Below are 14,869 nucleotides of genomic sequence, written 5' to 3'. Positions count from 1 at the left end.
AGCTTGGGCTAAATAAGGATTAGAATAAAGTTCATCAATAAGATCAGAAGTAGAATTAAGATTTTTAATAATTTTAATTAAGATAGCTTTAATCATAGAAACAGGAGAATAACCAGTTCTACCAACACCAGGGTTTTTAATCTCAGGAACAAGAGACCAGTCAATATAATCAAAAATGGTAAGGATATAAGCAAAAGAAGAATTAGATTTCATATATTCATCATAGACAAAATCGAGATAAAATTGTTTAGGATTATTACTCATGGTTTAACCTCCCTGTAAAAGTGTATAGTTTAATTTTACCGAATTAAACTATAATTTAACCAATTATATTATACACCAGGGAGGCAAACCTCTTAAGAAGATAATATGAAGGTATTGTAGACAATAGGGTTTTAGAATTTTTGAAGATGGTATTTATTCAATTATAGGAGGTATTCCATATTATTTACAATTATGGGATAATAATCTTGATATTTTTGAGAATATAGAAAAGCTATTTTTAACGCTTGGTGCTCCATTGAAAGAAGAACCATATTTTATTTTAACTCAAGAATTAAGGGAAACTTCTGTATATCAATCTATTCTTGAAGCGCTCGCTAACGGAAAGACAAGGATCAATGAAATAACAACATTTATTGGAGAAAAAGACTCCAGGAAAATACAACCTTATTTAAAATCCCTTCAACTTTTAAAGATAGTAAAAAGAATATATCCAGCATTTACAAAAAATCCACATAGAATAAAAAATTTTTTGTATAAGATAGATGATCAGTTATTTAATTTCTGGTATAGATATATTTTTCCATATAAGGAAAATGTGGATTTAAATGACTACTCAAATGTTCTGGAAGTTATAAAAAAAGATTTACCACAATATGTATCCTTTGAATTTGAAAAACAGAGTATAAATTATTTAAAAGAAAAATTTAATTTAATTGAAGCAGGCAATTATTGGAATAAGGATATTGAAATTGATATGATGGGGAAGGATTTTGATAATAAAATTTATGCAGCTGAAATAAAATGGAGAAATAGAAAGATGAATGTAAAGGATTTTTATAATCTAAAACTTAAAACAGAAAGATTGAAGATGGAGATAGATAATTTTATTCTTGTTTCAAAAAGTGGATTTGAAGAAAATTTAATAAGGTTATTAGAAGAAGAAAAAGTAATTCTCATTGAATTCACAGCCGAAAAAGGATGGAAAATTTTAAAGAATAGTGATGGTATTCATTAAATTATAAATAATTTGTGTGTAACATTTTCTTAAAAAGAATTTTGAGATATAAAAGGTGTTTTATTAATCGGATGATAAAATAATCATCCGATTTTTTTATAGTGTCTAAAATCGCAGATTTTAAATAAATAAATTTTTTAGCAGTATAGATTGATAATCTCCTCCCCTTACTTCGGTAAATCAAAATTTACCGAAGTTAATAAAAAAGCCTTAATAAAGCATAAAATAGACGTTATTATGTATTTTTAGCGTTTATAAAAGTAGTAATTTTTAAAATAAATGATATACTTTTTTGAAAATACACAGTTTTTTCAGAAGTAATTTTATACATTGTATATATTTTATAAACTGTATATCTTCCATATGTCATATTATAAATATAATTTATCTATATAAAATATACTAGAATTTTATATATTAGAATATAACTATATATTATATAAGTTTTGATAATCCATGTTTGTAAAATTGTTTTAATATAAATATGTTATATATTGTATAATATGTAATACATAATTTATAACAACGATATATAAAGTGTATTATATAATATACAATATATCAAAGAAAAAATAAATATTTCTAAAACATATCTTATTATTCAATATATATAGTAAAATACATTATATAATATAAAAAACATTGGAAAATTATTTTAACACTGTTGATATCGAGAATAAAAATTTTTGAATTAAAATAATAAATGAATAAGAATCTACCGATATTTTGTGTATTAACAAAAGGTGATATAATATATAATGCATATTATAATGTTATATCTCCAGATTTCACAAATCCAAATAAAAACATTACAGTAGTATTTAAACAAAATACACAAAAATTTTTAGGATTATATAACATTGATTTTTATATAGCAGGATACGAAATTTTTTCAACTAAAATAGAATTTAAAAAAGTATTATATACTTATTGAGGTGATTGATATAAAAAAAATATTTTTATTGGTTAAGAAAGATAAAGCTACAATATTATACACTATTTTTGAATTTTTTTTTATTGGTATCTGATGCCAAGTTTTTTGACTACAAAATTTCCTTTTACATATAAATATCCTTCTATTATATCTCTTAAATTTTTATTAACCAGTATTATGATTATAATAATTGCAATAATCAGAGAAAAATATATGGGAACGAAAAAGAATAAGAGAAATTTTAAGAATTTTATAATTTCTGTTTTTTTATATGGTGTTGTATTTTATATTTATGGATATTTTTCACATTTCACATATAAGCAATCCATGGGTATTTTGATTTTTAAATTCTTAATGGATTATTTTGTTGTTAATATGGAATTATACCAGAAAAAATAAATAATATTAAAAATGCCGGGAAATAAATTCCTGGCATTTTGATTTGCAGGGATTAAATTTGTATAGTATATAATATACATGGTCATAAGAATTCAAATTTTTTATAAAAATATAATAATTATGGTATAATATAAAAAGTAGAGAGTAGTAATGATTAAAAGAAGAAATTATTATTTTGAAAGTTTATCAAAGGTATTGTAATAAAAATATATGAATTTATAAATATAGAGAAAAAATATTATTATATAGAAAGGATAAAAAATATGGGAAATAACTTTATTTTAAAAATCGAAATAGAAAATATAAAACCAGAAATTTATAGAATAATATCCGTAAGAAAGGATATGAATTTTTTTGATCTTCATAATATTATACAATTAGCTTTTGATTGGGATAATACTCATCTTTATGAATTTGAAGTTACTGATAATATAAAAATCGTTCCTGAATTTTCATATATTCCAAATGAAATGCCACTTTTTTCTGACAATAAAAATCAACTTGATAAAGCTATAAAACTAGAAACGGTGTTGGAAACTAAAAATAAAATAAAATACAAATATGATTTTGGAGACAATTGGATTGTAAATATTGAAGTAATAGGTGAAAAGAATGAAGATGCAAATTATCCTATATGTATTAAAGGCGAAAGAGCTGCCCCTTTAGAAGATTGTGGCGGTATAGGTGGGTATTATTCTATTTTAGAAGCATTAAATAATCCAGAAGATGCCGATGAAGAATTACTTGAATGGGCTGAAGATTATGATCCAGAAAAATTTGATATTGAAAAACTAAATAAAGAATTAAAAAAAATGTTTAATACAGAAACAAATGAGAATGACGAAGATGAAAATTATAACAATAATGATTTTTTTGGACAAGAAGATGTTGTAAAAAAATTAATTAATATTCTTGAAGACGCCTATAATGATGGAGGTGCTAATGGAATATCTGAAGCACTCGAGATAATTGTAAAAAAAATGTACGAAGGTGAGGAAATTCCAGCTAAAGAATTAGATAATATTAAAGACGTTTTACTTTCTCAAACCCCATTCTGGTATATAACTTCTGAATTTTCAGAAAATAATAATAATAAAAAAATAATAAAAAATATTTTAAAAAGAAAATTAATAAAAAGTATTACAATAGATAATGGACTTAATCTTTTATCTATCGAAGAGAGAAATATGATAAAAGAACGATATAAAGTCCCTATAAATTTATCGGTAGTTAAACTTAAAAATGTAATATTGAAAAATTATCCAGAAACTATAGAGCTATTATTCTCATATTCTTATATAAGAAATATATATGAAGAATATAAAAAAAACGGGTTTTATTTTTTAGAAAATATTGAAGAGTTTAATATAACTAATTTTTTGCAAGATTGTGGTATGGGGTATATTAGTGAAAAAGAAGGGATAATATGTTTCACTTTTTATGAAGAAGTGAAAAAATATATTGAAAAACAGAAAAATTTTTTTGAAAAAATGAATAAATTGGATTATAAACGACTCTTTATAAATGAACTGGTTTTTTTATATGGGGTTATAGAAAAAGAAAAATTTTTAAAGATAATTAATAGAAGAAAATATAAAGATTTAATTGATGACACAATATTAGAAAAAGATCTTGAATTTTTCGAAAAAATAAATAAAAAATTCCCTGAACTTAGTGGTTTTGAAATATTAAAAAAAGATGGGATAGATTATATAGTTCATAATTCCGCATATGAAATTTTTGAAAATATAATTGATTTTAGAAAACAATATATAAAAAATGATTACAAAATATTTTCAACAAAATATCTAAAAGAATTAATTGATACTGGCTTTTATTCAAACGCAACAGTCGAAACCCTTAAAGAAATATTGAGGTTAGGAACATTTGTAACAGATACGTTAAGAGATAAAACTCTACTTAATGATACAATAAGAGAAATATTTGTACTTATCAATTATAATCATTCTAACAGGGAAATAATGGCATTTTTAATTGCAAATGGTTTTAAAATCAATATTCTAAAAATTGATACTATATTGAATAGATTTAGAGATATAGTTCCAAAATGGGACTATAAAGGATATTCAAAATAAAACTTTTAATTAAATATCAACATCAAATTCAGGGACTATCCAAAATTTGTGTAAATTGATAATATCTAATTATATACGATTATTATAAAATATCGCTAATTATAAAGTTTTTTCTTAGTTTTTCGTAAAATTAATACACTTTGTGAAATTTAAATGTTAGAATTATAATTTCATAGTGTTTATAATAATTTTTGTGTTAGATTTTAATTGAGAATTTTTCTTTTTAATGAATATTCAATTTTTTTGCTCTCATCCTTTTGTGCACATTTCTGTGCAGTAGTTTAAGTAATATTCACTTTTCAAAAGATATTTAAAATACTTGGAATATGTTTTATCTACATTATTATCCACATAGATTAAGGATAATAATACGAAGAATTATTTATTTTGCGAAATAGTATTTCCTTTAAAACATTTAACCTTTTAATTAAAATTATTACCCTCTACTGAATTTGTCCAGTTTATAACTTCTAAAAATAATTGCTGGAATTTTCCCTCTACAATACTATAGCTTTTTTTGTTCATAATTCCTGGCCTATCATATTGATCATTTATAGGAGAATCGCTAACGATGCACAATGCTCCAGCGGGAATTCCTCTATCCAATCCGACTCCAAATATGGCTGCTGTCTCCATTTCAATACCTATTACATTATATTGAACCATCTTTTTTAACTCTTCAATATTCTCTTTGAATCTAGCAGCAGTAGTAAATACAATGCCATCAACTATTGTCATCCTAGATTCAAGATATGAACCCAAACTTTTAAATAATTTAATATTTGCCATTGCAGGAATTTGCTCAGGAAGATAATATTTTGTTACTCCTTCACCTTTAATTCCGGCAATGATGTTTATAACATCACCTACTTTCAAGGTATTTGTTAGAGCTCCAACAGTTCCAATACGCAACAATAAATTAATGTTAAAGTTTATTAAAAACTCTGCATTTGATGCAGCATTTGATGCCCCAGAACCGATTATAATATAAAATTCATGTGTGTCTTTGTACCTTATCTTTATAATTTTTTGATAATCATAATATAGAGTAATTTCTTTAAGTTCATAATCAGGGTTTGAATTAAACAGTTCTTTGACCTTATTGTACCAACTAATATTTTCTAAAATAATTCCACATTTAATTTTCACAATATCATCTCCAAATCAAGTTATTATAGTACAGACAAAATATAATAAAAATAACTTAAGTATTATTTGAATTCTCAAAAATTAGTGACTTTTTATATAATTTTGTTATAAATTTCTGCAAAAAATATATTATATTATTTTTTGTTTTTTGAAATGAATTTATGTAATATCTCTTTGTAACTTTTAATTTCGATAATACTACCATGATTCCATTTAATAGGCGATTTCTCTTATTAGTCATATCTAAATAATAAGAATCATAAACAACCTTTCTCACTATTCCAACAATATCTTTTTCAGATGTTGCCCAATCATAGAATATCCCATTATCTCCTTTTGTAATAATCTGATTTTTATTATGAAAAATCACCCTATGGCATACCAATTCTCCCGTATCAAATATTATTACACAGATATCGCCCACTTTTAAATCATTTATTTTGCAATTTGATATAATTAGCTTAACTTTTCCAACAATGAATGGTTCCATACTTATAGTATTTGCATCAGAAAAAACACTGATATCATTATTAGCAATAATATCTTTTATAAAATAACTATATATCATTTTTCAACACTCTCCCAGGCATATAGATATTTTAACTTTTATTTTTATTCTGAACAAAAAATCTTGCTAAAACATCCAAGATTATTTGTCACTTATTTTTTCCAAAATCTCCTTAAATATTACAATACATCCTATAACCTGCTTGATATCCATTACTATTTCATTATTTTCTTTTAGGAGAATGAATTTTTTGTTATCTTTATCAAATTTTATAATCATATCCATATTTTTATATTTCAATATTATCACCTCTATTTAAACCTAGACATAATATACACCAAGGGTTGTATCCTTTGTCCAAATTTAAACCTTCCACTAGTATATCTTTTCTAATAGCTCCTATAAAGCATGTTCCCAATCCAAATTCATGTGCAGCTATTATAATGTTTTGAGCAGCAATAACAGAATTTTGACAACTAAATACATTTACATACTCTCTATTATATTTTTTTTTAATAATTGAATCATTACATCCAATTAAAAAAATATGTGGGGCCTTTAAAACATGTTCTTGATAATAAGCTCCTTTATAACAAATACGTTTTTCTTTGCTATTACTTATTTCTCTTATAAAAACGCACTTTAATCCTCCTGAAACAGGACCACTAAATCCTATATCAATTAATACGTTGATTACATCTATGTTGAGTTTAATATTTAAATAATCTCTCACGCTTTTACGGGAATAAAATCTATCTCTTACATTATATAAATTGTTCCACATTTTTCAACCCTTCTTTTTAATTGTTTGAATATAAAAACAGATATAATCATAAGAATAATTACATAACAGAAAACCAGAATTAATTCAATAGATGGATCCAATATAGTATTACTTCTTAGAATAGAATATCTGATTAAATCAAATACATAAGTTGTTGGTAAAATCTTTGAAATTATTTGTATTTTTGGTGGCAAAACTGAAATTGGAAATGTGATTCCACTTAATAATGGAATTGCACCAGTTACTAAAAATACAAATGAATCTACTTGTTTTATGCTTAGAGTAATACTACATATAATTATCCCACTACAGATTGAAATAGCTAATAATAATAGTATGGATAAAGCTAATAACGGCAAACTATAAATATTAAAACTTATATTTAAGTATATAAATATAAATTTTAAAATTATTGCTGAACTGATGGTGTATAATATCGCCTTTATAAAACTAAAGAATATCCACCCTAATATTAAATTAAACTTTTTTATAGGAGTAATCCAGATTTGCTCTAAAGTTCCCATCCACATTTCTTTAGACAATTGATATCCTGTCTGTTCTTGTATCGAATTGAATATAGAAAAAACAATCCCAATACTGATAAAAACAAAATAATTTTTTGTTCCGGTCACTTTTTCAAAATTTTGAATATGATTGGATGACATTAAATATATTGCTAAAAATATTGCTGGTAACATATTAATTACAGGCAATATTGTTTCAAACATAATTTGCATTGGATATCTAATCAAAAAAAGCATCTCTTTTTTCAAAAAAACATATGCCTTATTAAACATATAACCCATCTCCATTTTCAAGCACTTTCTTCTTAAAATAATAGAATATGAAAATAGCAATTATATTTAATATCAATCCATAAATAAATATATATATCAAATCATTAGAGATTTCTGAAAGCGTTGCTGAATCAATTATAACACGTCTAAATATATAAATCATTTTTTCAAAAATTATGAATTTACTTACTTTTCCTAAGTTATAGGGTAAGAAGGTTATTGGTTGACTTACACCGCTAAAAATAAATAATAGACCGGTTAAAACCTGTAAAAACGCAAATATTTCTTTAAATTTTATTACTATACCAGATATTATATATGAGAATCCAAAAACAGCTGGCATACTAATTATTGGAATAATCACCATTAATAAATAATTAATATGACAATCAAAAACATATCTAATTAATAGTACACCTACAAATAATGTTAAACTATTAATACCAAGCGTGACTAAACTTTTTCCTATTATTATAGAAATCAAATTGGCAGGTGACATAAAGATTTGCTCCAATGTGCCTATTTCTTGTTCCTTCCTGAGGGAAAGACCTATAGTCCATAATGCCTGCGATATATACATCCAAAACAAACTTCCGGATAAAATCCATAAATACTGTTCTCGTTCAACATTGTAAGTTTTTGTAATATAAAACAGTGGTAATAAGAAAAAAAGAGTAGAGATTATAGTATAAAATAAATTCAGAGGATACCTCTTTAAAATTAAAAACTCTGACTTTGCAGTTGCTAATATATGTTTCACGATAAACAACCCCTTTTTAAAAATAGGTTGAAACTATATCTTCCAAAGTAATCCCTTTTACCTCTAGGTATAGTAAACGACTTTGAGAGATTAATAAATTAATTATTTGTTCTCTATACATGCTGTTAATCTTTACTTGATATGTAAAGTGGTTATCAGCAGTTAATTTACTTATTATACCAAGATTGGAAATTTCCTTTTTTAAATTATAATCCATCTCAGATTTTAGCTTAAATTCTATTACTTCTTCCATTTTATTTTTATTCTTTAAATAATCAATTGTTCCTTCTTCAACGATCTTTCCACCTTTTAATATACCTACTCTGGAGCATAACTCCTCCGCTTCATGTAAATAATGGGTAGTTAATAATATAGTTAAGCCAAGCTCATCATTTAATTTTTTTAATAATTTTCTATATTCAAATGCTACTTGTATGTCCAATCCAACTGTTGGTTCGTCTAAAATCAAAATTTCAGGCTCACTTATTAAAGATTTGGCTATTAGCAACCTTTGTTTCATACCTTTAGAATAGGTTTCTACCAGATTTTTTTTATGTTCATCTAAACCTACATAATCCAAATACATTTGTATATTTTCTCTGAGTTTTTTCTTTGGTATATTATATAAAGTCCCAAAAAATTCCAGATTTTCTTCTGCAGAAAGTTTCCAATATAGCGAGCGATCTCCTCCCATAACAACTCCTAATCTGGATTTAATTTCTTTTTCATATTTATCGTATCTCATTCCAAATAATTCAACACTTCCTTTGTCTGGTAACAAAATACCTGTGATTATTCTAATAAGAGTAGTTTTTCCTGCCCCATTAAGTCCTAGTAAGCCATAAATTTCTCCTTTTTTTATTTTAATATCTAAATTATTTAGTACATCATTTCTTTTTACAACTTTAAACCATTTCTTCTTAATATATGATTTGTGTATATTCATACAATTAATTACGGTATCCATTTTATGCCTCCATAATTAATTTTAGATAAAAATTAATATCTAAATCATTGAATTTATCTGCGTTCTGAATTTTTTATTATTTTCATATATTTCCGCCAAACACCTTGAACCTTTATTGCACATCCTTAATATCGGACTATTTTTCCAAATATCAATTAAGTTATCTTCAAATATATTACCTAATTTTACTTTAAATTCTCCACATGGTTGAATATCTCCATTAACCGCTATGGCAAAAAATAATCCACAATTTTTACTAATTTTTTCTATTTCAAACTTTCTACCAATATTTAATTCTTTTTTAATTAAAGCAGCTCTACCCACAAACATACATTTTCTTGTAATATGTGTAATATTTTTAAGTTTTAATTCTTCTTGTAACTTCCTTATTGATGCTTTGTTTTCATTTGTTATTACCGAGGACACTGAAATTCCTATACTACTATGTTTTACTAATTCTATACTTTTTCTAATAACATTATATACATTTCCTCCCATTATTTTATTGTTAATATCTGGGTCATTTCCGTGTAAACTAATTTGAATCCATTTAATTCCCAACTTTTCAAGTTTTTTAATATTACTTGGATTAATAAAGGTTCCATTGGTTGTTATAGTGACTTCGAGTTTCTTTTTTCTGAGTTCTTTGATAATGTTAAAAAATAATGGATGACTCATTGGTTCTCCACCACTTAATGAAACATATATACATCCAACTTCTTTGATTTTTCTTGCAACTTCTTTTATTTTGGTAATATTTAAGTTTTCAAAATCTTTATGATGAGTAGAATTCATACTGCAAAATGAACATTTCAAATTACAATAGTTTGTTATATTCCATTCGCAGCTAACAGGCCGTTTCATTTGCCTCTACTCCTCTCCAACACAATGGATCAGATGCTTTTATATCCCCGGTTGTAAGATATGCACTAGCTCTGCAGCCTCCTCTGCAATCATCCAGGAGGTCGCAGGAACTACATTTCCCTTTTAATTCTATAACTTGCCTCCATATTGAAAAACCTTTGCTTTTATTCCAAATGGTTTTTAAAGAATTTTCTCGAATATTTCCACATATCCATTTTTCATCAGTTAAAATTCCACAAGCTGTCACATCTCCAAAAGGATTAATATTTACATTACATGTGCCTGCACCACAATTGTTAATTAGGAATGAACTTTTGTTAGTATTAAAAACTTTTTGTCCAATTAAACTGGGAACAAAACACGGTAATATCAAATTAAATTTTTTTTGTCTAACAAGAGAATGATTATAAACTCTATCAATTATTTCTTTTATCTTATTTAACTCAACAAATAGTTCACCTAAATTATCAACAGCATTTCCTTGAAGTAATAAAAACTGCAATCTCATATTTTTCACACCAATACTATTAAGAAAATTAATTAATGTATAAAGATCTTCAACATTTTTCTTGTGTACTAAAGTAGCTACTGAAACTGGTATTTTAGCATTTATCAAGTGCTGAATTGCTTCTATAGTTCTTGAAAAGGTATTTTCCCCTCTAATAAACTCATGTTGTTCTTCATTAATTCCGTCCAGACTAATTTGTACTCCGTTTATTCCTATATTTTTCATTTTTTTAGCAGCATATTTATCTATGTATAAACCATTGGTTGCTACAGTTGTAATAATATTTTTTTTGCAAACATATTCGGCTAATTCAAAAAAATCTTTTCTAATCATAGGTTCCCCACCAGCGAATTGAAAGGAAATTATTTTTAAATCCGATAATTCATCAAATAATTTTTTAGCTTCTAAAGTTGTAAGTTCTTTATTCACATTATTATTGTTATTACTGTCCCCAAAGCAACAGTGCAAACAATTTAAGTTACATCTATACGTAACATCCCAACAAACAAATATTGGACTGGAAAATATTTTATTCATATATTATACCTTCCTTTCGGGCATCTGAAATAAATTCTTCAAAGAACTTTTCTATTTCTTCTTCGAGACTATCTGGATATAGACACTTTAATTCTTCTATAATCTGTCTTTTTGTTTTATTATTTAAACGCTTTATTATTTCATTAGCAGATTCATTTAACTCAATTAATTTACCTTTTTCTGTATCAAAAATAACAGAATCTTCTTCTCTATAAATTAAACCATCTTTTAATTTCATTTTGCTATCCCTCCAATACCTTTTATTCTCATAAACCTAATAAGAAATTTTCTTATGGTCCAGCATCAAAATATTTGTGAGAAACTTTTTTATCTATTCTTTTGCGTTTCATTTTTTTAATTTTATTTTTTAAAATAATTTTATCTTTGTCAGGAATATTCTTTCTATTAGTTTAATTCTCTCTTTTGATATGTGATTTAATAATAGCAGGTTAATAATTCTAACCTGCTATTAATTTATAAATCATTATAAACTTATGTAGGAATTACAACACAACCGGTCTTGCTCATACACACAGTAATTTCTACAACTGTAAATTTAGGTTTTTTCATTTTTTTATTTCTCTTCATTTTTTCACCTCCTTTCATGATTTAATTTTTACTATCTTCCAAAATTCTAAAAGTACTATGTTTACAATACTTTCACATTACCTTGAAAAAGGTTTTACCTCCCTGGTGTATAATATAATTAAATTAACTATTTATTTATTTATTTAATTCGATAAGGTGAAATTATACACTTTTATCTTAATTTTGCTTATAATAAATATATAAAATCTAATACTTATATCCTTACTATTTTTATTATATTGATTGCTTTATTATTTCTGAAATTTCAAATCATGTTGCGTAAGCAGGATGATTTTGTTCAATTTATAACTTTCTCCTTAACATTTACTAAGCACTGCTTCTGAAGTTAGTAGAACTGATTATTCTCTTGTTTTCATAATTAAGACTATTTTTAGTGATAATGTGATTTTTTTAACTAGGAAAAAATAGCAAAATTTCTTGACTTATTTATTTTTATATTATATATGATTTAAAATTTTTATTTTCATTTATTCAATTTATAATTATTTTAGCAAAAAAAAAATAACATCTGAGCAAATTTTTCATTTCTTATATTTGATAATTTTATATAATTGTTACTATTTTTATGTTTTTATTATTAAATTTTTATTTATTTATATTAATAAAACAATTAAAAATAAGTTTAATTTATATGTTTATATAAAACAATAATAAACTGAATTATAAATAGTAAGATATGTTTACTTTTCTGTTCTCTAAAAAAAGAGCGAATAATCAAAAACTTTATTTGTCAAGAAAACATTTGAACCAAATGGAATTGAAAAACAGTTATTTCCAGGAATACTCCACAAATGCAGAGGCTTTAAAAAGAATCAATTTAAAATTGAGGTCATAAAAAAACACCAGGGATTTTATTTTGCCCCGGTGTTTTTTATCTTTTTCCCGATTTTGACCGTGTATAATTAAAATAGAAAATTATAATACATATAATAATATTTAAGTATAATAATTATTTAGTATGATTTGATTTAGTTCTTGTTGTATTGTATAGCATTGATAATTCTAATGTTGATTTAGAAAAAATATTGCTAAAAACCTTGCATCTTTAAAAACACAGTTATAAAAAACGAATGTTTTTTATAAAGAATTGGATTATTTCTAAATAAAAAATATCTAATCATTCTGCTTGCACAGCATGATTAAATATATGCCAGAATTATTAAATTATTTCTCAGAAATAGATTCTCCTGTTCTGCTGAATTTATTATCGCGATATCCAACATTAAAATCCATATTAAATCATAAAAGAAAAGTTGCAAATTTGCTTACTTCGGCAAATGTATAAAAATTAAGCTTTTATACATTGATATTTGACGATTTACTATTATTTTTAAAATATCAATCTGTTTATATCGAGGATGAAAATTTTTAAATTAAAATAATAAATGCGATAAGAATCTACCGATATTTTGTGTATTAACGAAAGATGATATAATATATAATGCATATTATAATGTTATATCTCCAAATTTCACAAATCCAAATAAAATAGAGATTCTATTAGTTTTTCATCAAATAAATTAGTCTTTTTCATAGATAATTAGTATACATTCAATAACAACCAAAGATAAACCATAAACTTCAAGGATCCCGAGTGACGGCCATATTGGGAGTAAAAGTCCAACAATTGCGGCAATAAAAATGGTTATAAAGCAATTTCTAATCTTCTTGTCATAGCTTCCAAGACCGTATAATAGGTTTCCAGTATAGAAAAACAAGAATGTAGAAAGCGCTATAAAATCGTGTGATTTCGTCCCATCAGAGAAAACCCCAGAAAGAATCATAAAAATTCCTGATATTATAACATAAGAGCCTCCAACAATTTTAAGTTTATTTTCGGAGTGTGAAATAACAAGAAATCCATGGATACTCATAAAAATTCCACCGATTATGACTCCTACAGAAAAAATCCATGACGATAAAGCAAGCGCAGGTTTTCCAAGTTTGCTGAAAGTATAGCTGAGAATATTCCACCAATTTTTATTAATAAAAATACTAACACTTGTAAAAATAAAAAATATTATTATGCTTAATAGTCCGAAAGCTCGTCTCATTTAGACGCACCTCACAAAAATTATATAGATAATCACTATTATTTCACAATAATCATCATTAATCAACTATTAATAATTTAAGTAGAATTTTGGATAGTTCCCAATAACCCCCCTTCAATTCATTTTCGAAGGACTTTCAAATTTGTTTTTATAAACCAAATATGTAATTTTATTCCATTTTCTTCTTCTGTTATATATTCAAAATCTTTTATTGCATTAGAGTATATTATTAACCACCCTTCTTTTAATCCAATTCTCTTTAAGTATTCTAACAATTGTTTTTTGGCATTTTCATATTTTTTCGGTCCTGGATTTCTTTTTATTTCTATCAGATATTTTTGTTCTTTATATCTTATTAGTAAATCTATCTTTCCCCCACCTACTTCTACTTCTGTTAATACTTCTCCTCCTAATTCTTCCATATATGTATTTAAAAATATATCAAGATTATATTGATATACTCCTTCATATAATTTTTTTCCTTTAAACATCTGTCCTCCACGTTTTTTTATATACTCTATATATTTTTTCATAAGTTCGTTTATTTTTAGCTTTCCGTCTTTTGTAAAGTATTTTGATAAGTTCTCATAAAAATTTATTATATAATCTCTTTCTCCATTTACTTTTGGTTTAAACCTTGCATATAATGCTTTATAGTATAGT

Annotated in this window: 16 protein-coding genes and 1 pseudogene; 4 read left to right on the top strand and 13 right to left on the bottom strand. The window is 24.8% G+C overall.

Annotation, left to right across the window (positions count from 1 at the left end; all coding sequences use genetic code 11):
• Positions 1-264, bottom strand: a 264-nt coding sequence (locus BUA62_RS10280) for a transposase (protein WP_072865965.1), incomplete at its 3' end; no start/stop codon positions are given.
• 256 nt (positions 265-520) lie between these two features.
• Between BUA62_RS10280 and BUA62_RS10275 the strand changes: the two genes are divergently transcribed.
• The 3 genes from BUA62_RS10275 (at position 521) to BUA62_RS10260 (ending at position 4,669) form a co-directional block, all read left to right on the top strand.
• The gene (locus tag BUA62_RS10275) at positions 521-1,240 is read left to right on the top strand and encodes an ATP-binding protein (RefSeq protein WP_234970320.1); all 720 of its coding nucleotides are present in this window, start codon (positions 521-523) and stop codon (positions 1,238-1,240) included.
• Between the two features lie 703 nt (positions 1,241-1,943).
• Positions 1,944-2,174 (top strand): hypothetical protein, encoded by a 231-nt coding sequence (locus BUA62_RS10270; protein ID WP_072865964.1) that lies wholly within the window; start codon positions 1,944-1,946, stop codon positions 2,172-2,174.
• 662 nt (positions 2,175-2,836) lie between these two features.
• Positions 2,837-4,669, top strand: a complete 1,833-nt coding sequence (locus BUA62_RS10260; protein ID WP_072865962.1) for a plasmid pRiA4b ORF-3 family protein — start codon at positions 2,837-2,839, stop codon at positions 4,667-4,669.
• A 423-nt stretch (positions 4,670-5,092) separates the two neighbouring features.
• Here the strand turns inward: BUA62_RS10260 and BUA62_RS10255 are convergent, their stop codons facing one another.
• From BUA62_RS10255 to BUA62_RS10215, 10 genes are all read right to left on the bottom strand, one after another.
• Positions 5,093-5,818 (bottom strand): phosphorylase family protein, encoded by a 726-nt coding sequence (locus BUA62_RS10255; RefSeq protein WP_072865961.1) that lies wholly within the window; start codon positions 5,816-5,818, stop codon positions 5,093-5,095.
• Between the two features lie 55 nt (positions 5,819-5,873).
• A complete protein-coding gene (locus BUA62_RS10250; protein ID WP_072865960.1) occupies positions 5,874-6,386 on the bottom strand; it encodes a S24/S26 family peptidase in 513 nt (170 codons plus the stop codon).
• A gap of 81 nt (positions 6,387-6,467) precedes the next feature.
• Positions 6,468-6,626, bottom strand: a complete 159-nt coding sequence (locus BUA62_RS11580; RefSeq protein WP_159429521.1) for a hypothetical protein — start codon at positions 6,624-6,626, stop codon at positions 6,468-6,470.
• Entirely contained in the window at positions 6,616-7,110 is a 495-nt protein-coding gene (locus tag BUA62_RS10245; protein WP_072865959.1) for a nitroreductase family protein, read from the bottom strand. The genes BUA62_RS11580 and BUA62_RS10245 overlap by 11 nt, the downstream gene beginning before the upstream one ends.
• Positions 7,086-7,907: an ABC transporter permease gene (locus BUA62_RS10240; RefSeq protein ID WP_072865958.1), complete on the bottom strand. Its 822-nt coding sequence runs from the start codon at positions 7,905-7,907 to the stop codon at positions 7,086-7,088. The genes BUA62_RS10245 and BUA62_RS10240 overlap by 25 nt, the downstream gene beginning before the upstream one ends.
• Positions 7,900-8,667 carry an ABC transporter permease gene (locus BUA62_RS10235; RefSeq protein ID WP_072865957.1) on the bottom strand — a complete coding sequence of 256 codons (768 nt, stop codon included), beginning with the start codon at positions 8,665-8,667 and terminating at the stop codon, positions 7,900-7,902. The genes BUA62_RS10240 and BUA62_RS10235 overlap by 8 nt, the downstream gene beginning before the upstream one ends.
• Positions 8,668-8,683: 16 nt before the next feature.
• Positions 8,684-9,634 (bottom strand): ABC transporter ATP-binding protein, encoded by a 951-nt coding sequence (locus tag BUA62_RS10230; protein WP_072865956.1) that lies wholly within the window; start codon positions 9,632-9,634, stop codon positions 8,684-8,686.
• A 39-nt stretch (positions 9,635-9,673) separates the two neighbouring features.
• Positions 9,674-10,498, bottom strand: a complete 825-nt coding sequence (locus tag BUA62_RS10225) for a radical SAM/SPASM domain-containing protein (RefSeq protein ID WP_072865955.1) — start codon at positions 10,496-10,498, stop codon at positions 9,674-9,676.
• Positions 10,482-11,543 (bottom strand): radical SAM/SPASM domain-containing protein, encoded by a 1,062-nt coding sequence (locus BUA62_RS10220; RefSeq protein ID WP_072865954.1) that lies wholly within the window; start codon positions 11,541-11,543, stop codon positions 10,482-10,484. The genes BUA62_RS10225 and BUA62_RS10220 overlap by 17 nt, the downstream gene beginning before the upstream one ends.
• Entirely contained in the window at positions 11,536-11,781 is a 246-nt protein-coding gene (locus BUA62_RS10215) for a PqqD family protein (RefSeq protein WP_072865953.1), read from the bottom strand. The genes BUA62_RS10220 and BUA62_RS10215 overlap by 8 nt, the downstream gene beginning before the upstream one ends.
• A gap of 1,518 nt (positions 11,782-13,299) precedes the next feature.
• On the opposite strand from BUA62_RS10215, the gene BUA62_RS11575 reads away from it, so the two are divergent.
• Positions 13,300-13,437, top strand: coding sequence for a hypothetical protein (locus BUA62_RS11575; RefSeq protein WP_159429520.1), 138 nt, complete (start codon positions 13,300-13,302; stop codon positions 13,435-13,437).
• Positions 13,438-13,672: 235 nt separating this feature from the next.
• Here the strand turns inward: BUA62_RS11575 and BUA62_RS10210 are convergent, their stop codons facing one another.
• Positions 13,673-14,206, bottom strand: coding sequence for a DUF998 domain-containing protein (locus tag BUA62_RS10210; RefSeq protein ID WP_072865952.1), 534 nt, complete (start codon positions 14,204-14,206; stop codon positions 13,673-13,675).
• Positions 14,207-14,325: 119 nt separating this feature from the next.
• Positions 14,326-14,869, bottom strand: a pseudogene (locus BUA62_RS10205) (AAA-like domain-containing protein); the annotation flags it as partial.

It is taken from the genome of Marinitoga hydrogenitolerans DSM 16785 (assembly GCF_900129175.1).
Taxonomy (GTDB): domain Bacteria; phylum Thermotogota; class Thermotogae; order Petrotogales; family Petrotogaceae; genus Marinitoga; species Marinitoga hydrogenitolerans.
This window is presented reverse-complemented; position numbering and strand designations above follow the sequence as displayed.